The organism is Clostridium paridis (assembly GCF_016765615.1).
Taxonomy (GTDB): Bacteria; Bacillota; Clostridia; order Clostridiales; family Clostridiaceae; genus Clostridium_T; species Clostridium_T paridis.
The window spans coordinates 306175-329267 of record NZ_JAESWA010000017.1 but is presented as its reverse complement, the minus strand read 5'-3'; the positions used below and the strand labels follow the sequence as shown (position 1 = coordinate 329267).

General features: G+C 29.5%; 23 protein-coding genes, 1 tRNA gene and 1 other annotated feature (1 of these 25 running past the window's edge). Of the genes, 17 read left to right on the top strand and 7 right to left on the bottom strand.

The genetic code is table 11. The annotated features are described in order from the left end of the window. The first annotated feature begins 40 nt into the window (after positions 1-40). The 5 genes from JK634_RS04765 to JK634_RS04745 all read left to right on the top strand — a co-directional run bounded on the left by JK634_RS04765 (position 41) and on the right by JK634_RS04745 (position 5456). Entirely contained in the window at positions 41-838 is a 798-nt protein-coding gene (locus tag JK634_RS04765) for an HAD family hydrolase (protein ID WP_202766476.1), read from the top strand. A 14-nt stretch (positions 839-852) separates the two neighbouring features. Then, the gene (locus JK634_RS04760) at positions 853-2157 is read left to right on the top strand and encodes a bifunctional folylpolyglutamate synthase/dihydrofolate synthase (protein WP_202766475.1); all 1305 of its coding nucleotides are present in this window, start codon (positions 853-855) and stop codon (positions 2155-2157) included. Between the two features lie 121 nt (positions 2158-2278). Then, a complete protein-coding gene (locus JK634_RS04755; RefSeq protein ID WP_202766474.1) occupies positions 2279-4126 on the top strand; it encodes an LTA synthase family protein in 1848 nt (615 codons plus the stop codon). Between the two features lie 13 nt (positions 4127-4139). Next, positions 4140-4385: a hypothetical protein gene (locus JK634_RS04750; protein ID WP_202766473.1), complete on the top strand. Its 246-nt coding sequence runs from the start codon at positions 4140-4142 to the stop codon at positions 4383-4385. Positions 4386-4571: 186 nt separating this feature from the next. Further along, entirely contained in the window at positions 4572-5456 is an 885-nt protein-coding gene (locus JK634_RS04745; RefSeq protein ID WP_202766472.1) for a YncE family protein, read from the top strand. Here the strand turns inward: JK634_RS04745 and JK634_RS04740 are convergent. Beyond that, positions 5445-5969, bottom strand: a complete 525-nt coding sequence (locus tag JK634_RS04740; protein WP_202766471.1) for a DUF4364 family protein — start codon at positions 5967-5969, stop codon at positions 5445-5447. The genes JK634_RS04745 and JK634_RS04740 overlap by 12 nt on opposite strands. A gap of 459 nt (positions 5970-6428) precedes the next feature. Between JK634_RS04740 and JK634_RS04735 the strand changes: the two genes are divergently transcribed. Further along, positions 6429-7115, top strand: coding sequence for a single-stranded DNA-binding protein (locus tag JK634_RS04735; protein ID WP_202766470.1), 687 nt, complete (start codon positions 6429-6431; stop codon positions 7113-7115). A 203-nt stretch (positions 7116-7318) separates the two neighbouring features. On the opposite strand, the gene dapD is transcribed toward JK634_RS04735, so the two are convergent. Then, positions 7319-8029: a 2,3,4,5-tetrahydropyridine-2,6-dicarboxylate N-acetyltransferase gene (gene dapD, locus JK634_RS04730; RefSeq protein WP_202766469.1), complete on the bottom strand. Its 711-nt coding sequence runs from the start codon at positions 8027-8029 to the stop codon at positions 7319-7321. Between the two features lie 137 nt (positions 8030-8166). Here dapD and JK634_RS04725 point away from each other — a divergent pair, with 137 nt between their 5' ends. The 7 genes from JK634_RS04725 (at position 8167) to JK634_RS04695 (ending at position 15962) form a co-directional block, all read left to right on the top strand. Next, positions 8167-8703, top strand: coding sequence for a cob(I)yrinic acid a,c-diamide adenosyltransferase (locus tag JK634_RS04725; protein ID WP_202766468.1), 537 nt, complete (start codon positions 8167-8169; stop codon positions 8701-8703). After that, positions 8703-9836 (top strand): pyridoxal phosphate-dependent aminotransferase, encoded by a 1134-nt coding sequence (locus tag JK634_RS04720; protein WP_202766467.1) that lies wholly within the window; start codon positions 8703-8705, stop codon positions 9834-9836. The genes JK634_RS04725 and JK634_RS04720 overlap by 1 nt, the downstream gene beginning before the upstream one ends. Positions 9837-10384: 548 nt before the next feature. Beyond that, on the top strand, positions 10385-11314 hold the full coding sequence (locus JK634_RS04715) for an ABC transporter permease (protein WP_202766466.1): 930 nt from the start codon (positions 10385-10387) through the stop codon (positions 11312-11314). A 16-nt stretch (positions 11315-11330) separates the two neighbouring features. Further along, a complete protein-coding gene (locus tag JK634_RS04710) occupies positions 11331-12266 on the top strand; it encodes an ABC transporter permease (protein ID WP_238884890.1) in 936 nt (311 codons plus the stop codon). An 11-nt stretch (positions 12267-12277) separates the two neighbouring features. Then, positions 12278-13285, top strand: a complete 1008-nt coding sequence (locus tag JK634_RS04705; RefSeq protein WP_202766465.1) for an ABC transporter ATP-binding protein — start codon at positions 12278-12280, stop codon at positions 13283-13285. A 3-nt stretch (positions 13286-13288) separates the two neighbouring features. Then, positions 13289-14263 (top strand): ABC transporter ATP-binding protein, encoded by a 975-nt coding sequence (locus JK634_RS04700; protein WP_202766464.1) that lies wholly within the window; start codon positions 13289-13291, stop codon positions 14261-14263. A 52-nt stretch (positions 14264-14315) separates the two neighbouring features. Then, on the top strand, positions 14316-15962 hold the full coding sequence (locus tag JK634_RS04695) for a peptide ABC transporter substrate-binding protein (RefSeq protein ID WP_202766463.1): 1647 nt from the start codon (positions 14316-14318) through the stop codon (positions 15960-15962). A 79-nt stretch (positions 15963-16041) separates the two neighbouring features. Here JK634_RS04695 and dapB read toward each other — a convergent pair whose 3' ends face one another. The 3 genes from dapB to JK634_RS04680 form a co-directional block, all read right to left on the bottom strand. Next, positions 16042-16803 (bottom strand): 4-hydroxy-tetrahydrodipicolinate reductase, encoded by a 762-nt coding sequence (gene dapB / locus JK634_RS04690; RefSeq protein ID WP_202766462.1) that lies wholly within the window; start codon positions 16801-16803, stop codon positions 16042-16044. A 10-nt stretch (positions 16804-16813) separates the two neighbouring features. Then, complete coding sequence (gene dapA / locus JK634_RS04685) at positions 16814-17695, bottom strand: 4-hydroxy-tetrahydrodipicolinate synthase (protein ID WP_202766461.1); 882 nt, start codon at positions 17693-17695, stop codon at positions 16814-16816. A 124-nt stretch (positions 17696-17819) separates the two neighbouring features. Beyond that, entirely contained in the window at positions 17820-18809 is a 990-nt protein-coding gene (locus JK634_RS04680) for an aspartate-semialdehyde dehydrogenase (protein ID WP_202766460.1), read from the bottom strand. Between the two features lie 269 nt (positions 18810-19078). Between JK634_RS04680 and JK634_RS04675 the strand changes: the two genes are divergently transcribed. The 3 genes from JK634_RS04675 to hslO all read left to right on the top strand — a co-directional run bounded on the left by JK634_RS04675 (position 19079) and on the right by hslO (position 21033). After that, positions 19079-19330, top strand: a complete 252-nt coding sequence (locus tag JK634_RS04675; RefSeq protein ID WP_202766459.1) for an alpha/beta-type small acid-soluble spore protein — start codon at positions 19079-19081, stop codon at positions 19328-19330. Between the two features lie 62 nt (positions 19331-19392). Next, the gene (locus tag JK634_RS04670; protein ID WP_202766458.1) at positions 19393-20130 is read left to right on the top strand and encodes a class I SAM-dependent DNA methyltransferase; all 738 of its coding nucleotides are present in this window, start codon (positions 19393-19395) and stop codon (positions 20128-20130) included. 12 nt (positions 20131-20142) lie between these two features. Next, positions 20143-21033: an Hsp33 family molecular chaperone HslO gene (hslO, locus tag JK634_RS04665; protein ID WP_202766457.1), complete on the top strand. Its 891-nt coding sequence runs from the start codon at positions 20143-20145 to the stop codon at positions 21031-21033. Positions 21034-21082: 49 nt separating this feature from the next. Here the strand turns inward: hslO and JK634_RS04660 are convergent. After that, a tRNA-Cys gene (locus tag JK634_RS04660) sits at positions 21083-21156 on the bottom strand. A gap of 120 nt (positions 21157-21276) precedes the next feature. Further along, a complete protein-coding gene (locus JK634_RS04655) occupies positions 21277-21984 on the bottom strand; it encodes a DUF6873 family GME fold protein (protein WP_202766456.1) in 708 nt (235 codons plus the stop codon). 143 nt (positions 21985-22127) lie between these two features. Here JK634_RS04655 and ytxC point away from each other — a divergent pair, with 143 nt between their 5' ends. Continuing rightward, positions 22128-23021 carry a putative sporulation protein YtxC gene (gene ytxC, locus JK634_RS04650; protein WP_202766455.1) on the top strand — a complete coding sequence of 298 codons (894 nt, stop codon included), beginning with the start codon at positions 22128-22130 and terminating at the stop codon, positions 23019-23021. Between the two features lie 41 nt (positions 23022-23062). Continuing rightward, positions 23063-23093: a sequence feature (ribosomal protein L20 leader region), on the top strand; it runs 87 nt beyond the window's last position.

The following is a 23093-nucleotide window of genomic DNA, read 5'->3' as shown; positions in this document are numbered from 1 at the left end:
TAAAATTAATATATATAAAGAAACATTAGGAGGAAAAGCTATGATTAAGTTAATTGCAAGTGATATGGATGGAACCTTATTAAATTCAAAAGGGCAATTGCCTAAGGATTTCTTTAAGATAGCTAAAAAAGTTTTAAATAAAGGAGTAGTTTTTGTTGCTGCAAGTGGAAGACCATATCATACTTTGAAAAATAATTTTCATGAAATAAAGGATGATATTCTTTTCTTAGCTGAAAATGGTGCATATGTAATGTATAAGGGTAAGGAACTATACTCCTCAACTATGTCAAAAGAAAAGGTTGATAAAATTATTGAAGAGGCTAGAAAAGTTCCAGAAACCAATATAGTTTTATGTGGTAAAAAAAGAGCTTATATTGAAAATAGTGATGATGAAGTATTTATGGAAGAGTTTAATAAATATTATCATGAATATGAAAAAGTTGATGATTTACTTTTAGTTGATGATGATATTATTAAAATATCAATTCATGATAAATTAGGTTCTGCAGAAAATTCTAATAATATAATAACTCCTGTTTGGGGCGAGGAATTTCAAATCACAGTTTCAGGACAAGTTTGGTTAGACATAGGAAAGAAAGGTATAAATAAAGGGAAATCACTAAGAACTATTCAAAGATTGCTAGGAGTTCAAAAAGAAGAAACGATGGTTTTTGGAGATTATTATAATGATGTTGAAATGTTAGGGGAAGCCTATTATAGTTATGCGATGAAAAATGCTCCAGAGGATGTAAAATCATATAGTAGATTTATAGCAAAAACTAATGATGAAGAAGGAGTAATTCAAGTAATAAAGGAAAAGGTGTTAAAAGAAGCATAAAAGTTGGAGGAAGTATGGAATATAAAAATTGTATTGAATATATTCATAGTTTAAATAAGTTCGGCATGAATTTTGGATTAAGTAGAACAGAACGGTTACTTGAGCTATTAGGTAATCCACATAAAAAAATAAAATTTATTCACTTAGCAGGTACTAATGGCAAGGGTTCAACCACAGCTATGATAAGTAATATATTAAAAGAAGCAGGATATAAGGTTGGTATGTTTACTTCTCCATATTTAGAAGAATTTGAGGAACGTATACAAATAGATGGAGTTAATATTCCAAAAGAACATTTAACTAAGTGTGTCAATGAAATAAGGGAAATAGTTGATGTAGTTGCTGACGAAGGATTAGGTCAACCTACAGAATTCGAAGTAATTACATGTATAATGTTTAAGTATTTTTATGATATGAAAATAGACTTTGGAGTAATAGAGGTTGGACTTGGTGGTAAGCTAGATTCAACTAACGTATTAACACCTATTTTAACTGTTATAACTTCAATTAGTTTCGATCATATGAATATTTTAGGGGATACATTAAAGGAAATAGCTGGTGAGAAAGCTGGTATTATTAAAGAGAATGTTCCAGTTATATTATATCCTCAAGAGCGAGAAGTATTAGAAGTCATTAAAGCTAAAGCAAAGGAATTAGGATCAAAAATATATAGTGTTAATCCTATTTCTTCAGAATTTTTAGGAGTGCTACAAAAGGATTCTAAAGTATTTCAAAGAATCAAATACAATATAGAAAATAAAAGTTTAGAAATAAATTTACCTTTACTTGGTAAACATCAAGTTGTTAATTGCTTAACTGCAATAACAGCAATAAAGGTTTTATCAGAACTAGGTGAAATATCTATAAGCGATAACGATATTTATAAAGGTTTAGAAGAAGTAGAGTGGAAGGGAAGAATGGAACTACTAAGTGGTAAGCCTTATATACTAATAGATGGGGCTCATAATATAGATGGAATAAGAAAACTTAAAGAAAACCTAAGAACCTACTTTAATTATAAGAATTTAGTATTGATTTTGGGGATATTAGCTGATAAGCAAGTAGATGAAATGATTAGGGAAATATGCCCTTTAGCTAAAGAAGTTGTTGCAGTTACTCCACATTCTGATAGAGCAGAACTTTCTGAGGTTTTAAGGGATAAAATCCTAGAACAAGAAATAAAAGCTATTTCCATGGATAATTATGAAGAGGCATATAGATATGCTGTAAGTAAAATAGCTGAAGATGATATGCTTTTAATTTGTGGCTCACTTTATATGATTGGAGATATGAGAAAGATAATTAGAAAAAATATTTGATTTTGTTATATGTAAATAAAGCTCGGAAAAAACCGAGCTTTATAAATTTAAGAAAATATTTAAAATTTAAAAAAGAAATTGATGATATAATTAATATACTTATTAATAACTGGAGGTAATTATGCTAGCATATAATACTAACAAGGAAAAAAGATTCCTGGGAACATTTAGAGATACAATAAAAGATATAGTTCATAATAAGTATTTTATAATTACATTTATACTTATTTTCTTTAAATCTATTTTATTTATGGCGTTAATTTCAGATGATAAAGCAAATGGAATTAACCCTATGAGGGTGTTTTATTCATATCCACCTTTTTTAGTTTACTTTAGTTTTATTTTAATATTTTTATCCTTTGGATTTTTATTTTCCAAAAAAGGACAAGCTGTTAGTTTTTTAATACTTAATGTGATATTTACAATATTTGTGATAGGTGATTTGTGGTACTTTAGAAGTAATTCTTCATTTATATCATTGTATATGCTTAAAATGACAAGCAATCTAGATAATTTAGGTTCATCAATTATTTCTATGGTCAGGTTAGTAGACTTAGCTTTTATTATTGATATTGTTATATTATTAATTATGATAATAAGAGATAAGCAAATTAAAGTAAAAAGAAATTTGGTAGCATTTCTAATAGCCTTTATATTACCAATCCTTTATCTAACATATGCGCATATTAAAATAGATACATATAATAAAGGGTTTGAAAATCAGATGATATTTAGAAAGAGTTGGAGTCCCAATCAGACTATATCAAATTTAACTCCAATTGGATATCATATTTTCGATTCATATAATTATTATAAGGAATCTAAGCCATATGAACTTTCAAGTGAAGAAAAGAAACAGACTGAAGATTGGTTCTCAAAAAAGAAAGAAAATCTTCCTGATAATAAGTATTTTAATAGTATGCAAGGAAAAAATGTTCTTATAATTCAATGGGAATCATTAGAGAATTTTGTAATTGGCCAAAAAGTTAATGGACAAGAAATTACTCCAAATCTTAATAGGATTCTAAAGAATTCTTATTATTTTGATAATTTTCATGAACAAACATGGAATGGTACAAGTTCTGATGGAGAGATAATTACGAATACATCAACACTACCAGTTAGAGAAGGAGCCACAGCATTTAGATATCCAGGAAATCAATATCAATACTCTTTCCCAAATATTTTTAAGAATATGGGATACTCAACCTTTGCTTCTCACCCAGATAAAGGATCATATTGGAACTGGATGCCAGTGCTTAAATCAGTAGGATATCAAAAAACAGCAGATTCAACAAATTATAATATTGATGAAGTAATTAACTTAGGAATTAGTGATAGAAGTTATTTAAGTCAATATGCCGATAAGCTAAAAGAATTAAAAGCCCCGTTCTTATCTTATACGGTAACATTAACTAGTCACTCGCCATTTGAATTACCAGAAGCTGATAAAACATTAAAGCTACCAAGCAATTTGGAGAACACAAAACTTGGTGGATATTTTCAATGTATTAATTACACTGATAAATATATAGGAGATTTCTTTGATAAATTAGATAAAGAAGGAATTCTAAAAAACACTGTTGTAGTTATTTATGGAGATCATGAAGGTGTTCATAAGTTTTATGGAGATGAAGTTCAAAAAACAAGTGGACTTGAACCATGGATGAAAGAAAATAATAGAGAAGTTCCACTTATTATATACAATGACAGTATTTCTGGAGAAGTAAAACATGTTCAGGGTGGACAAGTTGATACTTTACCGACAGTTGCATATCTTTTTGGTGTGAACTTAGACAAAGATAGCAATAAAACAGTAGGAAGAAACTTATTAAATACAAACAAAGATTTCACGGTGCTTGAAACAAGAGAATTCGTAGGAACAGAATCCTATAAAGGAGAAAAAGAAGACATGCTTAAGGCTATAGATTTAAGTGATAAGCTTATTAGAGCTAATTACTATAAGTAGTAGGAGGAATAACGTGAAGAAAATATATTATTTCGCAGCATTGATACCATTAATATTTCCTATAATGTCAAAGGAAGATTTAATTCCATGGGCTATTGCAATATATTTTATATATAGAAGCTTTAAGAATATTGAAAGTTTAGAGAATACTATTAAACGTAAGATATTTACTAATGTAATGTTATCGGGAGCTTTCATTCTAGCATTTAATGTAGTTTCCAGACTGATAGAAAGCTATTTAGCAAAAATGTTACTTTAAAAAATAGTTATGAATTTATAAAAGGCTAATAACAAAATTACTTTTGTTATTAGCCTTTCTGTTTTTATAATACTGTAGCATTGGTGTTTCATGGTACTTTATTAAAATAATATTAGAAAAAATTAATATCATTTATATAATAAGACACATATATTGTAATACAAAAGATAAGGAGGGTGAAGTTAGGTGGAAGGACTTTGTATTTGTAATACTGCTTCTAATTCGTTAAGTTTTATAGATATAAATAATTATAAGCACATAGTATGTCCTATAGTTTTAGGAGAATGTCCCTCAGGCCCACATGGATTATGTTTATGGGGAGAAAATATTATTACAGCAAATAGTTATGGTGATTCCTTATCAGTAGTTTCCATAAGATTAAAAAAAGAAATGGAAAACTTATATATTGGATCACATCCAAATGATATCAAGGTTTATCGGAATAAAGGTTATGTATTATGTGGTGAGAGTAATAGTTTAATCATAATTGACTTAATTAGCAAAAAAATTATGAAGGAAATATCCTTAGGGGTATATCCTCACTTTATGTATATAAATAAATCAGGTAAGGCAGCAATAGTAAATATGGACTCGAATGAAATCACAATTTTTGATTGTAATCAAGATGAGAAGATAATAAATATACAAGTTGAAGAAACACCTACAAAATGTTATATATCTAAAAACGATGAAGAAATATATGTATGTGAAAGTAATTTGGGATTAAACAGAAGAGGTAGTATATCTATATATGATTTCAGAAGTGGTAAAAAAGTTTATGAATATAAAGTTGGGTTTGGGCCTGTAGATTTTTATTATAGTGAAAATTATATATATGTTTCAAATTTTGAAGAAGGAACTGTTGGGTTTATAGACGTAGATAATGAGGGTTATACAGATATTAAAATCGGTGGTATGCCAAGAGGGATTATTGAAGTTAAAGATAGAGTATACGTTGCAGATAATTTTAAGAATAAACTATATATAATTAATAAAGCTAGAGAAATAGAAAAAACCATAACTTTAGGAAAAGAACCTAATGATATGGTTTATTATAACTTACTGGATTAAAGCGTTTATTATTTTAGTGTAAATTTCAGAAGAGTCTTCCTTCCACTTATGACAAAGATCAACTGCTTGCTTTTTTGAAGCAACACTTAATTTAATATCAATTAACAAGGAGCCATTTTCTAATGCTTTTAGATTAACTAAAAAGGAGTTATTATTATCTAGTGTGTAGTCACTATGAATAGTAAGCTCCTTTTTAATTTTTTCACTTTTTTCTTTAATATAATCATCCAAAATTGATAATTTTGATGAAGATATTCTATCTCCGAAGAAATCTAATACGCTATTTCCTTTAGAGGTTAAATGTATAAAACTTTTTTCATTAACCTCTTCATATTTAATGAAATCAGTTGTAACTAAATCATTTATATATTGTTGGAGAGTGAAGTAGTTTATAAAACTAGTTTCTAAAACCAAATCAGTTAATTGAGTTTTGGTTAATGGATATTTTATATTTTTAACTATATATAAAAGTATTAACTTATTTTCAGCTAATTCTAGAGTGTTTTCCTTCATATTGCCCTCCGTTGAATTTGTATAATAAATTGAAATCATAAAAGTCTATAATGTGTATTTTGATTTTACTTTCTTAATTATAGCACAAAATATTGGGTTTGTAAGTAATGAATATTAAATAAACATAATATATATAGATTAAAGGGCTAATATTTTATCATTAATTATAATAATAATAAGTAAGAGTCAAAATTCACAAGTAAGGTAAAAAATAATTAGGATATTACGATAATATACTTAAAAGCTGGAAATATACTGTATAAATTGAATTTATTATATAATATTAATTGTGCTAAGTATTATATAAACAACTTTTTTTTAGAAAAATTAATTGTGAATTTTAATCAATTTTATTGAAAAAATAAAAAGAATTGTATTATAATTGATGTATATCTAAAAATTTCCTATAATTGGCTTTTGATAAAGTTTTTATAAAAACTAATGGAGAGAGGGGTAAAGATGGACAATTTAATGTTAAACAATAAGATTTATTTAGAGGGGAAAGTATTATCAAAATTAGAATTTTCACATGAGATGTATGGTGAGGGATTTTACAGCTTTAATATGGAGGTTCAAAGACTATCTGATTCTGTTGACGTTTTAAGTATAACAGTTTCTGAAAGACTTTTAACTGAAATAGAATTAGAGATAGGTATGGATATAATAGTTGAGGGACAGTTAAGAAGCTATAATAAATTTGTTGATGGTTCAAACAGATTAATATTAACTGTATTTGCTAGAAATATTATACCTTGTCTAGAAAGAAGTAAAAATCCTAATGAAATTTTCCTAGATGGATACGTTTGTAAAGAGCCAGTTTACAGAACAACTCCTTTTGGAAGAGAAATAGCAGATTTATTACTAGCAGTTAATAGAGCTTATAATAAATCAGATTACATTCCTACAATTGCTTGGGGAAGAAATTCAAGATTTTGTCAAACACTAGAAGTAGGAGACAATATTAGAATTTGGGGAAGACTTCAAAGTAGAGAATATCAAAAGAAGATTGGGGAAAATCAAGTCATAAAAAAAGTTGCTTACGAAGTTTCTATTTCTAAAATGGAAAAAGTTCAAAAGGAAGACGAAAGCTGTCTTGAAAATGAAGAAAGTCAAAGTTTGCAAGAAAATACTTCATTTGGAGCGTAGCAAATAGTTTTTATATAAAGAAATAGGGATTATAGGTATAAAAAAACCTGGATATTATTTATATCCAGGTTTAATTTTTTACTCTTTACGAGGAATTTATAATATTTTAGGCTCAGGATAACATCATAAGTTTGAATTATTATCTAAGAATTTACTAGACGCCCCTAAAGAGTAAAAAAAGAATTAGTCGCCTGCCAATTTTTTTATTTTCTTAAATCATCTAATATCTTTGTTTTATCCTTTGTCTTATCATCAACTTCTTTAATGATCTTTGCAGGTGTTCCAGCCACCACTACACCTTCTGGAACATCTTCCACAACAACAGAACCAGCTGCAACAACAGAACCGTTACCTATTTTAACTCCTTCTAGGATAACTGCATTTGCTCCTATAAGAACGTCATCACCTATAATGCATGGTTCTTTTGAAGGTGGTTCTAAAACTCCGGCAACAACAGCTCCAGCCCCTAGATGAACTCTTTTGCCAAGTTTTCCTCTAGCTCCTACAACGGCGTTCATATCAACCATTGTACCTTCGCCAATTTCTGCACCTATATTTATTACTGCCCCCATCATTACTACTGCATTTTTTTCAATTTTTACTTTGTCTCTTATTATAGCACCTGGTTCAATTCTTGCATCGACCTCTAGTAAGTTCAACATAGGTACTGCAGAATTTCTTCTATCTATTTCATCCCTGAAATGTCTGATTTTTTCTTTGTTATCAAGAATTAATTTTGTGATTTCATCGCTTTCTCCATATAGAACATAAAAATTTGCTGATCCATACCACTCAATATTTCCAAAATCACAACCACTTAAATCTCCATTTATGTACACTTTAACAGGTGTTGACTTTTTAGCTTCTTTTATAAATCTTGCAATTTCATATGGATCTGTAAAATTATAACTCATGTGATCACCCCTTCAATGAATTTTGTATGTAAATTATGCTATAATAAGTATAATTATAAACAATTATCGGTACTCTTAAAAGGGGGAAAATGCAAATTATTCATTTTTACATAAAATATTACTAAGGAGTGAATCAAATGAAACTAGAAAAAGGAATGATTCAAATATATACGGGAAATGGAAAAGGTAAGTCAACTTCAGCAATTGGTCAAGGGATTAGGGCAGCAGGAAATGGACTTAATGTTATAATGATTCAATTTTTAAAAAGCAATGAAACAGGTGAATTAAAAATATTAGGAAATCTTGTAGAAAATTTTAAGGTTATAAGAATGGAGAGCAAAAAAGATTTCGTATGGAATTTGAACAAAGAACAAATTGAAGAACTTAAAATTGAAATAAAAACTGAGTATAATTATGCGTTAGAGCTGTTGAAGAATGACGAATGCGATGTGCTAATACTGGATGAAGCATTTGGAGTGCTTAATAATGGTTTTCTGAATGAAAATGATATAATTAATTTATTTGAGAATAAAAGAAATGAAACAGAAATCATATTAACAGGAAGAAATGCTCCTCAATCAATTATTGAAAGAGCAGACTTGGTAACAGAAATGGTTGAAATAAAACATTATTTCTCAAAGGGAGTAAGTGCTAGAAAGGGGATTGAATTTTAATGAATAAAAATGTCGAAAAAGTTGAAATATCAGGAATTCGTAAATTTTTTAATTTAGTTAATGAAGTAGATGGGGCTATATCTTTGACGCTTGGACAGCCGGATTTTAATGTGCCTGAGAGCATTAAGGCTGGAATAGTAAAAGCGTTAGAAGAAAACAAGACAGAATATACATCAAATGCTGGAATACTGCCATTAAGAGAACGAATATCATCATATCTAGAAAGCTTAGGAATTTCATTTTTGGCTGATGAAATATGCATAACAATTGGAGGAAGTGAAGGATTGTACTCAGTATTATCTGCGCTTGTTGAACCAGGTGAGAAAGTATTAATACCTGCTATAGGATATCCTGCATATGAAAATATATTGAAAATAATAGATAGTGAGCCAGTAACGTATAATTTGAATGAGGATTTCACACTAAATATAGAAGATATAGAAGGTAAGATTAAGAAATATGGCATTAGGAAAATTATATTATCCTACCCATCAAATCCTACTGGAGCGATTTTATCTTTAGAAGATAGAAAAAAAATTGCTGAATTAATTAAAAAATATGATATAATTGCTTTGACAGATGAAATTTATAGTTCTTTATGCTATGATGAGTATTATTCAATAGCTCAAGTTAAAGAATTAAAAGATAATATTATATACATAGGTGGATTCTCCAAGATGTTTTCTATGACTGGACTTAGAATTGGTTTTATTGGAGCTGCATCTAAATATATGAAGGAAATTATGAAGGTACATCAGTATAATGTCTCATGTGCTCCATCAATTATTCAATGGGGAATTTATTATGGATTTGATTTGGCATTAGAAGATTTAGATAGAATGAAAAAATCCTTTGTAGAAAGAAGAGATTTGGTTTATAATAGATTAAAAAGTATGGAAATAGAAGTAGTAAAACCTAAAGGGGCATTTTATATATTTCCATCCATTAAGAAATATAATATTTCATCTAAGGATTTTTGTGAAAAACTTCTATTTGAAAAGAAACTTGCTTGTGTTCCAGGGGATGCTTTTGGAGTAGCAGGTGATGGATTTTTTAGAATAAGCTATTGTTATTCTAAAGAGAGTTTGATTGAAGCTCTGGATATAATTGAACAATTTATTTCTGAAATATAATGTTATAAAGAAAGATGCCAATGAAGGTGTTTCATAAGTAGTATTAATTACTCGATTTTGAAACATCTTCTTTTTATATAAATGCATTTATTAAATTAAGATAAATATATTCTAAATAGATAAATTATAGTAGTATAATGTTAATAGAAATATATTTTTATTGAAATTATTTCAAGGAATGGTTAAAATTATTATTAGGTTTATATATGATAAAACACAATTTTAATATTTTTACAAAAATATTAAAATGATATCTATAAGTATATATTTTTATCAAATTTAATGTTTATAACCATACTAAATTAAGGAGTTGATTTGCACTGATAAAGGATCTGAAAACTTGAAATGGCTGATATAAAAGGATACAAACGTTTTCTACTTTTGTACTTGTATATGAGAATTAGTTAAAAAAATAATTAGTAAATTAACAAAGTACTAATGAAAGTTAATAAATATTACTATATTATATTGACTTTTAACGATAATATAATATAATTGTAATTGAATTATTTGTATGTATTTGGCGAAAGGTAAAGAGGAGGAATAACATGTTAAAGTATGTGCTTAAGAGATTGGTTGCAAGCATAATAACCATTTGGGTTGTTGTTTCAGCTACATTCTTCTTGATGAGATTCATGCCTGGTGGTCCATTTGATGGTGAAAAGATGACCGCTCAGACAAAAAAGAATTTGGAAGTTAAATATGGTTTGGACAAGCCACTTGGAGAACAATATATTAATTATTTAGGAAATTTAGTTAAATGGGATTTAGGTGACTCAATTGTTACTTATCCAGGTAGAACAGTAAATTGGATAGTAAATTATTCATTCCCAGCTTCTGCAAAAGTTGGTGCATTATCAATAGTAGCATCTTTAATTATAGGTATTTTACTTGGAATAGTATCTGCCTTAAAACAAGGAAAGTGGCAGGATCAGTTTTGTATGTTCTTAGCTACCCTAGGAGTTACAATACCGAGTTTCGTTATTTCGGCGGTATTAATTTATTACTTTGCAGTTCAATGGAAACTGCTTCCGGCAACTGGCTTTTCAGGTCCTAAAAATTATATAATGCCTGTGATAGCGCTTGCAGGTTCATCAACAGCATTTATTACAAGATTAACAAGAAATAGACTTATAGATGTATTAAAAGCAGATTATATAAGAACTGCTAAGGCAAAAGGATTAAGTGAAACTACTGTCATATTTAAGCATGCGCTTAAAAATTCAATGATTCCTGTAGTAACATATATGGGACCGCTTATAGCTGCAGTACTTACTGGATCATTTGTTGTAGAAAAAATATTTTCTATTCCTGGTCTTGGAAGAGAATTTGTTCAATCTGTTACAAATAGAGACTATACAACTTTACTGGGAGTAACAGTATTCTTTTGTATATTCCTAATAGTTGCAAATTTTGTTGTAGATATTTTATACGTCCTTATAGATCCAAGGATAAAACTAGAAAACTCAGAATCATAGAATTGGAGGGAATAAAGTGGAATTTTCAAAAGAATTATTTGAGCCATTAAGTAGTGAAGAAAAGAAAATTGAACAAATCGCTAGACCTTCAGTAACTTATTGGCAAGATGCATGGAGAAGATTAAAAGGAAATAAGGTAGCACTTATATCTTTAGTTGTAATAGTAATAATTACATTGCTAGCAATTTTTGTACCTAGTTTTTCTAAGTTTGATTATGCTAACAATGATTTAAATTCAGCAAATTTAAAACCATCTGGAACACATTGGTTTGGAACAGACCAATTAGGTAGAGATGTATTCGTTAGATGTATGTATGGTGCAAGATATTCAATGATAATAGCTTTCGTATCAGTTGTTATAAACATAGTTATAGGAATTATATACGGAGGAATATCTGGATATTTTGGTGGTAGAATTGATAATATAATGATGAGAATAGTAGATATATTATATGCTATACCAACTACAATCATAGTAGTATTATTAATGACTGTATTAAGTAAACCTGGTGAGGCTGGTGGTAGCGATTTAACAAGTATAATAATTGCACTTGCGGTTACTTACTGGTTAAATATGGCTAGAATTGTAAGAGGAGAAATTCTTCAACTTAAAAATCAAGAATTTGTACTAGCTGCTAAAACTTTAGGAGCATCAGGAAGTAGAATAATATTTAGACATTTAATACCTAATGCTATGGGTTCAATTATAGTTACAATGACATTATTAATACCTTCTGCAATATTTACTGAAGCATTTTTAAGCTTTATAGGACTTGGTATTTCTGCGCCAAAAGCTTCATTAGGAACATTAGCTAGTGACGCAATGGGAGCTATATACCTTTTCCCATATCAATTATTCTTCCCATCCTTAATGATTTGTTTAATCATTTTAGCCTTTAATTTATTTGGGGATGGATTAAGTGATGCTTTAGACCCTAAAATGAGAAAGTAGGAGGAACGATTATGAGTAAATTACTAGAAGTTAAAGATTTGAAAACCTCCTTTTTCACTCATGTTGGAGAAGTTAAATCTGTAAGAGGAATATCTTTTTCACTTGAAAAGGGAGAAGCTTTAGGTATAGTTGGTGAATCAGGTTGTGGTAAAAGTGTTACCATGATGAGTATTATGAGACTATTACAAGAGAATGGGAAAATAACCGGAGGGGAAGTAGACTTCGACGGAAAAAATATAACTAAGTTTAACGAAAAGGAAATGGAAAAAATCAGAGGAAATGAAATGGGAATGATTTTCCAAGATCCTATGACAAGCTTAAACCCAGTTTTCACAGTTGGACAACAACTAACAGAACATTATATTAAACATAAAAAAGTATCCAAGGCTGAAGCTGACAAGAAAGCAATAGAAATGTTGAACTTAGTAGGTATACCTTCACCAGAAAAAAGAATGAAACAATATCCACACGAATTTTCTGGTGGTATGAGACAAAGAGTTATGATTGCGATGGCACTAATTTGTGAGCCAAAGCTACTTATAGCTGATGAGCCTACAACTGCATTAGACGTAACAATTCAAGCTCAAATACTTGAACTTATGAAAAAGCTTAAGGATGAATTAGGAACATCAATAATTCTAATTACTCATGATTTAGGAGTAGTTGCTGATGTGTGTTCAAAAATAAATGTAATGTATGGTGGACTAATAGTTGAAACTGGAGATGTTAGAGAAATATTCTATAATCCAAGACACCCATATACATGGGGACTTTTAGGCAGTGTGCCTAATCCTAAAAAACTATTAAAAGAAAAATTAACACCTATTGAGGGTCAACCACCAGATTTATTAAACCCACCAGCAGGATGTCCATTTGCGGCTAGATGTAAATATGCTATGAAGGTATGTTTAGAAAATCAACCACCATTAATGGAAATTGGTGAAAATCATAGAGCTGCTTGTTGGTTAAATCATCCAAATGCGCCTAAGGTAGAGTCACCTATTAAGAAGGGAGAATAACCAATGAAAGAAAATAAAGTGATTTTAGAAGTAAAAGAGTTAAGTAAATTCTTTCCTGCTAACAAAGGAATATTTTCTAAAAAAAGCTATGTTAAAGCAGTTGATAGAGTTAGTTTCTCCATAAATAGGGGTGAAACTTTAGGTTTAGTAGGGGAATCAGGATGTGGTAAAACTACAACTGGTAGAACTGTACTTAAGCTATATAATCCTACTTCTGGTAGCATAATTTATGATGGTAAAGATATTACTAATTTATCAACTAAAGAAATGATACCATATAGAAAAAAAATGCAAATGATATTCCAAGATCCATATGCATCATTAAATCCTAGAATGACAGTAGGAGATATTGTTGCTGAAGCATTGGATATTCACAATATATTACAAGGTAATGAAAAATTAGAAAGAGTAAGAGATCTGTTGAATAAAGTTGGATTAAATGGAGACCATATTAACAGATATCCACATGAATTCTCAGGTGGACAAAGACAAAGAATAGGAATAGCTAGAGCATTAGCTGTTGAACCAGATTTTATTGTCTGTGATGAGCCGATTTCAGCTTTAGATGTATCTATTCAAGCGCAAGTTGTTAATATGCTTGAAACATTACAAGAAGAATTAGGACTAACTTATTTATTCATTGCGCATGATTTATCGATGGTAAAACATATTTCTACTCACATTGGGGTAATGTATTTAGGTAGAATGGTAGAAAAAGCAGAAAGCAATAAACTTTATGCAAAGCCACTTCATCCTTATACTCAAGCTTTATTATCAGCGATTCCAATCCCTGATCCAGATGAAGCTAAGGAGAAAAAGAGAATAGTTTTAGAAGGAGATATTCCTTCACCTATCGACCCTCCACCAGGATGTAGATTTAGAGGAAGATGTAAATATGCTAAGCCTATTTGCGCTGAGATAGATCCAGAAATGAAGGATGTTGGAGACGGTCACTTTGTTGCCTGTCACTTATATTAAGCTTATAATTGCAAAGCAATTATTATAAATAATTTATTAAGGGGGAAAATTTATGAAAAAGACTCAGTTAAAAAGAGTTTTTGCTACTTCTTTAGCAGTAGCATTAAGCTTATCTGTATTAGCTGGATGTGGAAAGAAAGAAGATGCATCAGCTAACGTTCCTCAAGTTATAAAATATAACTTAGGTGCGGATCCTAAAACTTTAGATCCAGCTCTAAACTCTGCAGTTGATGGAGCTATAGTTTTAGTTAATACTTTTGAAGGATTAATGAAACTAGATGATAAGGATAAACCAATACCAGGTGTTGCAGAAAAATATGATGTAAGTGCTGATGGTTTAACTTATACTTTCCACTTAAGAGATTCTAAGTGGTCAGATGGTTCGGCTGTAACAGCTAAGGATTTCGAATATGCTTGGTTAAGAGCATTAGATCCAGCTACAGCAGCAGAATATGCTTACCAAATGTATTACATTAAAAATGGTGAAGCATTCAACACTGGAAAAGCTAAGAAAGAAGATGTAGGAGTTAAAGCTATAGATGATAAAACTCTTGAAGTTAAGTTAGAAAAACCAACTTCATACTTCTTATCATTAATGGCATTCCCAACATACTTCCCAGTAAAACAAGATGTTGTTTCTAAGGATAAGGATTGGGCTACAAAACCTGAAACTTATATCACTAATGGAGCATTCAAGATGAAAGAATGGAAGCCAAAGGATTCTATCACTTTTGTTAAGAATGACAACTATTATGATACTAAAGATGTTAGCTTAACTGAAATTGATTATAAATTAATTTCAGATGAAACATCAGCATGGGCTTCATACAAAGCAGGAGATCTTGATATGACAGATACAGTTCCTTCTGTTGAAGTACAAAATGCTTTAGCTGATAAAACAGCTACAAACTTCCCTAACTTAGGATCATATTACTATCACTTTAATGTGTCTGATAATGCTAAAAATGTAAATGCAGATGCAGCTAAAGTTTTAGCAAACGTTAAGGTTAGAGAAGCATTAAACCTTGCAGTAAACAGAAAAGATATAACTGAAAAAGTAACTAAGGGTGGTCAAATTCCTGCATTCTCATTCGTACCTCAAGGTATTTCAGATGCTAATGGAAAAGACTTTTCTAGTAAGCAATACTTTAATCCAGAGGGTGATGTTGCTAAAGCTAAGCAATTATTAGCTGAAGCTGGTTACGCAGATGGTAAAGGATTCCCAACTTTAGAATTATTATACAACTCTGAAGGTGGTCATAAAGATATAGCTCAAGCTATTCAAGATATGTGGAAGAAGAACTTAGGTATTAACGTTGAACTTAAGAACCAAGAATGGAAAGTATTCCAAGTTACAAGAAAGCAAAAGAACTACGAACTTGCTAGAGGTGGTTGGTTAGGTGACTACGTTGACCCAATGACATTCTTAGATATGTGGACTTCTGATTCAGGTCAAAATGACTCTGGATACAAGAACCCAGATTACGATGCGTTAATAGAAAAAGCTAAATCAGAAACTGATGCAACAAAGAGATCAGAATATATGCATCAAGCTGAAGATCTATTAATGAAGGATCTTCCAATACTACCAATATACTACTATACAGCAGTTAAAGGTGTTAAAGACTATGTTAAAGGTGTAAGAGTTTCTCCATTAGGATTCATATACTTTGACAAAGTAACTATAGCTAAACACTAAAAAATAAAAAAAGAGGCGTTAAGCCTCTTTTTTATTTTATAAACTATAGAATAGAAAAAGTACTGCAAATGCAGTACTTTTAAAACTTTAGATTTAAAACGTCATCCATATTATAAAGCGAAGGTGAAGTAATACCAGCCATATATTCACAAGCTTTTAAAGCACCTACAGCAAATACTTCTCTTGATATTGCTTTATGAGTAAGTTCTATAACTTCTCCAGTACCTGCAAATATAACCTCATGATCGCCAACAATACCTCCGCCTCTTACAGCGTGAATTCCAATTTCAGAATGTTGTCTTTTAGCAAGACCATCTCTACCATTTACAAAGTGAGTTTCTTCTTTAATTGAATCCTTTATGGTATCAGCTAATAGAACAGCTGTACCGGATGGAGAGTCTAATTTTTGATTATGATGTTTTTCCACGATTTCAATATCATAATTATCATATAAAAATGGAGTTACTTTTCTTAATATATTATTAATTAGATTAATTCCTATACTCATATTAGCAGAACGGAATATTGGAATTGTTTTTGAAGTAGTACTTATTAATTTTAAAGCTTCCTCATCAAAGCCCGTAGAACATATAACAATTGGCTTATTGCTTTTAATTGAAAAATTAAGCAAGTTATTAAGTGCTGCAGCAGATGAAAAATCTAGTAGAACATCATATTCTATATTACATTCATCTAAAGATGAGAAAATAGGGTATTTAAGCTCTGGTGCAGTATATTTATCAATGCCACCTACAATTTCTAAGTTAGGAAAGTTAGCGCATGTTGCAGTAATTACTTTCCCCATTCTTCCTGAACAACCATGTAGTAATATTCTTATCATAACAGTCCTCCTATTTTACAAGACCATGCTCTTTTAAAGATTCTAATAACTTAAGTTTATTTTCTTCTTCCATATTATAAAGTGGTAGCCTAAGATCTCCAACCTCATAACCCATTAAATTTAATGCTGTTTTAACAGGAATAGGATTTGTTTCAATAAACAAATTATTTGTAAGGGTCAGATAATCTAATTGTAAATCTAAGGCACCTTGTAAATCTCCATCAAAATAACGACTACACATTGTGTGAACAACAGAAGGTACAATATTTGATAAAACAGATATTACGCCTTTACCACCTAAAGATAATATTGGAAGTATTTGATCATCATTTCCTGAATATATATCTATTTTTCCTCTTAATTTAGATGCAATTTCTACAATTTGGCTTATATTACCAGAGGCTTCTTTAACTGCTACAATATTTTTAAGTTTAGAAAGTTCCTCTAAAGATTTAGGCGTAATATTCATACCAGTTCTTGATGGAACATTATAAACTATAATTGGTATATTTATTGAATCATTTATTGCCTTAAAATGTTCAAACAAACCTCTTTTTGAAGTTTTATTATAGTAAGGGTTTATAACTAAAACACCATCAACACCTATGCTTTCAGCCCAAACACTCATTTCTATTGAAGCCTTTGTATTGTTTGTTCCTGTACCAGCAATTACTGGAATGCGTTTATTAACTTTTTCTACAGTAAATGATATGGTAGCTTTGCGTTCTGCTTCTGTCATGGTAGAAGCTTCGCCAGTTGTACCACAAACAATAATAGCATCTGTTCCCTCTTGTATTTGCCATTCAATTAAATCTTCAAGTTTATTAAAATTAACGCCTTCATTATCAAAGGGAGTTATTATAGCAACACCTGCACCAGTAAAAATAGACATGGGGTTTACCTCCAAATTCATATTCATAGGAAAGAATAAGTTTTTTTATCCTATGTATAGTATTATAAATGTATTTCAATAAAGAAGGGTAAAAATATTCAATACCTTTACCCTTTATTGATTCTTATTTTTTTGAAATAATAAGTTCAGCTATTTGTATAGCATTAAGAGCAGCGCCTTTTCTGATGTTATCAGCAACAACCCAAAGATTTAAACCATTATCTATGGAAAAATCTCTTCTAATTCTACCAACAAAAACTTCATCTTTTCCACTAAATAAAAGTGGGGTAGGGTATTTATCTTCTTTGATATTATCATATACAACTACACCAGTAGAGTTACTTAGAAGAGAAAAAATATCTTCTATTTTATAATCATTTATAAGTTCTAAGTTTATACTCTCAGAATGAGAATTTAATACAGGAACTCTTACAGTAGTAGCAGTAATCTTTAAATCTTGATTATGAAGTATTTTCTTTGTTTCTTCAATCATTTTAATTTCTTCTTTAGTATAGCCATTCTCTAAAAATACGTCGATTTGAGGAATAACATTTCCTGCAATTGGATAAGGAAACTTTTTAGGTGCAACACCTTTTATTCCATCCTCTAAATCTTTAATTCCTTGAACGCCAGCCCCAGAAACTGCTTGATAAGTAGAATAAACAATTCTTTTAATACCGTACTTATCGTGAATTGGCTTTAAAGCAACCATAGCTTGAATTGTTGAACAATTTGGATTTGCTATTATTCCTTTGTGCCAACTAATATCTTCAGGATTTACTTCTGGTACCACTAATGGTACTTCAGGATCCATTCTCCAAGCACTTGAGTTATCAATTACTGTAGCCCCATATTTAGAAAAGATAGGAGCAAATGTTTTTGAAGTATCTCCCCCTGCTGAAAATAGAGCAAAGTCAATTTTCTTATCTTTTATGTTTTTTTCTACAGTAGCTTCTACAAGGATATCTTGTCCTTTGAACTTTAAAGTTTTTCCTTCACTTCTCTCAGAAGCAAAAAGATAAAGTTCTTTTACTGGAAAATTTCTTTCCTCAAGAATTTCAATGAACTTTCTACCTACGTTTCCAGTAGCCCCAACTATTGCCACGTTATACAAAATAATCCCCTCCTAAATATTATATAGGGTTTTTATAGAAAACTTAATTTATTCTTGTTTGAAAATGTCAGCTTCAGGACATTTTCAGGCATGAATAAATTATTAGTTGAACTTAAAACCCTAAAAATGATTTTAAAATCATCATAATTTTACTATAGTGAAATGTCACATAAATATCAAGTTTTTTAGAAAATTTATATCATATGTAGGTATATTTTTTAAATTTTAATAGCAGAATAGAAGATGAAATAACTTTATGGGGGTAAATTATGACAAAAACACCACTTAAAAAGATTATTAAGTCTAAAATTAAAGCTAATAAACAATTAACTGAAGCAGAATTATTAAGAGAAAAAATTAAATATGAAATTGCTGATGAGTTAGGACTTAAAGAGAAAGTGGATGAATTTGGCTGGTCAGGACTTACAGCAGAAGAAACAGGAAGAATTGGCGGTATAATGACAAAAAGAAAAAGAATGCTTAAAATTCCTAGCAATGATGAAATTTTAGGTAGAAAATAAGTTGACTTATGATATTATAATTTATAATATAATTTAGTAAGATTTTCTTTGGGGGACATATTATGAGTCAATATAAAAATTTATCCAATATATATGATAATTTAATATATGAGGATATAGATTATGAAAAAATATCAGATTTTATAATGAATGTTGCTAAGTCACATAATATTAATAATGATAAATACTTAGATTTAGCAACAGGAACAGGAAATGTAGCAAAATATATATGCAAAAATTTTAGAGAAAACTTTCTTGTAGATTTATCAGAAGAAATGTTAATGGAAGCTGGCGAAAAAGTAAGGAAAAACAAAAGTAATGCTAAAGTAGTATTGCAAGACATGAGGTATCTCGAATTAAATAGAAAATTTAATTTAATAACTTGCGTTTTAGATTCTACTAATTATATTTTGTCTACTGAAGATTTAAGACTATATTTTAATGGGGTATATAATCATCTTGAGGATAATGGGATTTTTATATTCGATATAAATTCTAGTTATAAGATTAAAGAAGTATTAGGAAATAATATTTTTAATTATAATACAGATGAAATATTTTATTCTTGGGAAAACTATATAGAGGATAATGTAGTTGAAATGGAGCTTACTTTTTTTGTTAAAGAGGGTACTAATTATAGAAGATTTGAGGAGTATCATAGAGAAAGGGCTTATGAAGAAAAAGAGATTGAGGATATTATATCATCTATTGGATTTGAAATTTTAGGTAAGCATGATGACTACACTGAGACTTCAGTAATGCCTGAATCAGAAAGAATTGTATATATATTAAAAAAATAGGAGGAATTATAAATGGAAGATAGAATTATTAAAGCCACTGCAAAAGGTGGTTATATTAGAATAATTGCAGGTCAAACAACAAATTTAGTCCAAGAAGGTGCCAGAATCCATGATTGCACACCCACTGCAGCATCTGCGCTAGGTAGAATGTTAACTGGGGCTGCGCTTATGAGTACAATGTTAAAATCTGATAAAGAGGTAATTACATTGCAAATTAAGGGGGGAGGAGAAGCTAAAGGAGTTACTGTTACAGCATATAGTGATGCTACAGTTAAAGGATTTATAGGAAATCCTTATGTTAATCCACCTTTAAATTCAGTAGGTAAGCTAGATGTTGGAGGAGCTATAGGGAAAAATGGTAGTTTAACAGTTATTAAAGATCTTGGCTTAAAAGATCCATATGTTGGACAAGTTCCAATTCATTCTGGAGAAATTGCAGAAGATCTTTCTTATTATTTTACAGTTTCGGAGCAAACACCTTCAGCAGTAGCGTTAGGAGTGTTAGTTGATAGAGATTATTCAATTAAGGCGTCAGGTGGATTTATTATTCAAATGATGCCCGGTGCAGACGAGTTTATTGCAGATATAATAACCTATAGACTTGAAGAAATACCTCAACTAACATCTATGCTTTCACAAGGAAAGAGTATAGAGGATATAATTAAATATATATTCGAGGATATGGACTTAAAAATAAATGAGACAATTTATCCAGAGTATAAATGTAACTGCTCAAGAGAAAGAATGGAAAGAGCATTTTTAAGTATTGGAGAAAAAGATTTAACTGAAATTTATGAAGAAGGTAAAGAAGAAGAGCTAATATGTCATTTCTGTAATACAGCTTATAAGTTTACCAATGAAGAGGTAGGAGAGTTGTTAAAGCAAGTTAAGAAAGATAAATAAAGAGTTGTTTAAACATAAAAAAGCAGAGTCGAAACTCTGCTTTTTTGTTTGGAGGCGCCACCCGGATTTGAACCGGGGGTAAAGGTTTTGCAGACCTCTGCCTTACCACTTGGCTATAGCGCCATAATTTATAAATCTATTTTAGATATTTTAAATATAAAAGTCAATAAAGGAATATATATTTTTTTTGCAACTTAAAATTATATTCAACATGTATTAGTTTTATACATAAAATAATATAGCTTAAGATAAAGTGAATAGAGAACCACGATCGACTAAGGGCCCTTTTCTAAGACTTATAGGTTCAATATCATATTTTTTTAAGAATTTTATAACTTCATTCCCTTGATTATAATAAGATAAATCACCAAAAATGCCAAGTTTGTTAGAAGATAATAACCCAGTTGAACCCCCAATGAATCCATAGTTTAAACCCGGAAGAAGAATATCTCCTGGATTTAATAGAAGTATATCAAAACCATATTCTATTAATGTTTTATATATTCCTTTATCAGAGGTAATTAAAGCTTTCTCTCTTAAGGTTACTGTGGAGCACTTAGCATATCCCTGCTTTATATTTATTTTTACTTTATCTTTTGAAAAATCTAATAAAGAAGAGTCTGTATACTTTAGATTATGAATTAAATAACTTTTTAGAACTATTGCATTTAAAGAAATATTTTCAGGGTATTTGGAACCTATAAGTCCATTAGAAAGTTTGAATTTAATATTTAGGTTATTCAATTGTTCTAAAAATATTGAATCTATATCTTTATTAATAATTAATGAAAAATCTTCTGAATTAGTTAATGAAAGTTGAATATCTGGGTGTCCATCAATAGCATTATATAGTTTAGAGAATTTTGGAACCTTTATTATACTATCTACATATTTTGATAAGTTAGTCATTTCTTCATCAGAAGTTCTATAGTCGACAAAAGCTATATTCATTATCTCACATCCTAATAAATCTCTTAATTTAAGGATAATGTCATATAAGGATTTAATCAATAGAATTGTCGATAATTGATAATTTATTTCTGTATATGCTATGAAAATTAATACATACTATAGGTAAGAAGGGAGTGAATATAATGCTTGTTCTTTCTTTAGCATATGATGGTGAAGTGAATTTCATAGAAGATATACAAGAAATAAGAGCCCTTTTTAAAGAGAAAAATATCCATTTAGGTGTTTCAGAGAGTCTTGAAGGAGAGACTCATTTTATAAAGATTTTTTGTGATGAAGAAGAAGATAAGAAGATATTAAATCTAATTCAATTATATATAAGTAATATACTTTATAAGTTGGTAATAAATACGTATAAAAATAAAGCTTTATTTGAATATTTAAATGATACTTTTTTCTTTTTAAAGCATGATGAGATATTAGAAGTTGAAGATAGAATAATGAAAATTCTTAATGGAGACGAAATAATTAAAGACGAAAATTCCGTATACTGTTATAATAGAATAAATAATATAATTGAAAAAATTAAAATATGCATGGAAGAAAATCATGATATAAATATAAATGGATTTATAACCTTCAGAATGAAGGAATTGGCGTTAGATATAGAAGATATTATTGATAAAGTAGTTGAGAAATACTTAGTTGAAAAAGAATACAAAGAATTTATTAAGCTTCTTAAGTATTTTGTTGATATTCAAGAGAGTAAAATTAAAGAGGTCAATTTAATAGTTCAAGATGAAGGAATTTATAGAATAATCGATGAAAATGGAAAAGATTTATATGAAGATTTTTTAAAGGAAATTGGCGAGTGTAAATTAGGTAGTAACACAAATATGGAGGATGTTATCATAAGTGGTCTTATTACTAATGCTCCACAAAATATCACTATCCATAGAAGAGAATTTTGCCAGAATCCTGAGTTCCTAGAAACAATCGAGCAAGTATTTGAGAGTAGGGTTATATATTGTGAAGGTTGCAAATCATGTGTTTCTAGTAGAGTAAAAATTAAAAAATAAAAAAAGTGTTGACAATATTGGGATATCAGAATATAATAGGTTGAGTAAAGAAGAAACAGCCGTTTCTCACCT

Coding starts and splice junctions, on each gene's coding strand:
- JK634_RS04765 (WP_202766476.1), top strand. CDS start 41: ATGATTAAGTTAATTGCAAGTGATATGGATGGAACCTTATTAAATTCA.
- JK634_RS04760 (WP_202766475.1), top strand. CDS start 853: ATGGAATATAAAAATTGTATTGAATATATTCATAGTTTAAATAAGTTC.
- JK634_RS04755 (WP_202766474.1), top strand. CDS start 2,279: ATGCTAGCATATAATACTAACAAGGAAAAAAGATTCCTGGGAACATTT.
- JK634_RS04740 (WP_202766471.1), bottom strand. CDS start 5,969: ATGAAGGAAAACACTCTAGAATTAGCTGAAAATAAGTTAATACTTTTA.
- JK634_RS04735 (WP_202766470.1), top strand. CDS start 6,429: ATGGACAATTTAATGTTAAACAATAAGATTTATTTAGAGGGGAAAGTA.
- dapD (WP_202766469.1), bottom strand. CDS start 8,029: ATGAGTTATAATTTTACAGATCCATATGAAATTGCAAGATTTATAAAA.
- JK634_RS04725 (WP_202766468.1), top strand. CDS start 8,167: ATGAAACTAGAAAAAGGAATGATTCAAATATATACGGGAAATGGAAAA.
- JK634_RS04720 (WP_202766467.1), top strand. CDS start 8,703: ATGAATAAAAATGTCGAAAAAGTTGAAATATCAGGAATTCGTAAATTT.
- JK634_RS04715 (WP_202766466.1), top strand. CDS start 10,385: ATGTTAAAGTATGTGCTTAAGAGATTGGTTGCAAGCATAATAACCATT.
- JK634_RS04705 (WP_202766465.1), top strand. CDS start 12,278: ATGAGTAAATTACTAGAAGTTAAAGATTTGAAAACCTCCTTTTTCACT.
- JK634_RS04700 (WP_202766464.1), top strand. CDS start 13,289: ATGAAAGAAAATAAAGTGATTTTAGAAGTAAAAGAGTTAAGTAAATTC.
- JK634_RS04695 (WP_202766463.1), top strand. CDS start 14,316: ATGAAAAAGACTCAGTTAAAAAGAGTTTTTGCTACTTCTTTAGCAGTA.
- dapB (WP_202766462.1), bottom strand. CDS start 16,803: ATGATAAGAATATTACTACATGGTTGTTCAGGAAGAATGGGGAAAGTA.
- dapA (WP_202766461.1), bottom strand. CDS start 17,695: ATGTCTATTTTTACTGGTGCAGGTGTTGCTATAATAACTCCCTTTGAT.
- JK634_RS04675 (WP_202766459.1), top strand. CDS start 19,079: ATGACAAAAACACCACTTAAAAAGATTATTAAGTCTAAAATTAAAGCT.
- JK634_RS04670 (WP_202766458.1), top strand. CDS start 19,393: ATGAGTCAATATAAAAATTTATCCAATATATATGATAATTTAATATAT.
- hslO (WP_202766457.1), top strand. CDS start 20,143: ATGGAAGATAGAATTATTAAAGCCACTGCAAAAGGTGGTTATATTAGA.
- JK634_RS04655 (WP_202766456.1), bottom strand. CDS start 21,984: ATGAATATAGCTTTTGTCGACTATAGAACTTCTGATGAAGAAATGACT.
- ytxC (WP_202766455.1), top strand. CDS start 22,128: ATGCTTGTTCTTTCTTTAGCATATGATGGTGAAGTGAATTTCATAGAA.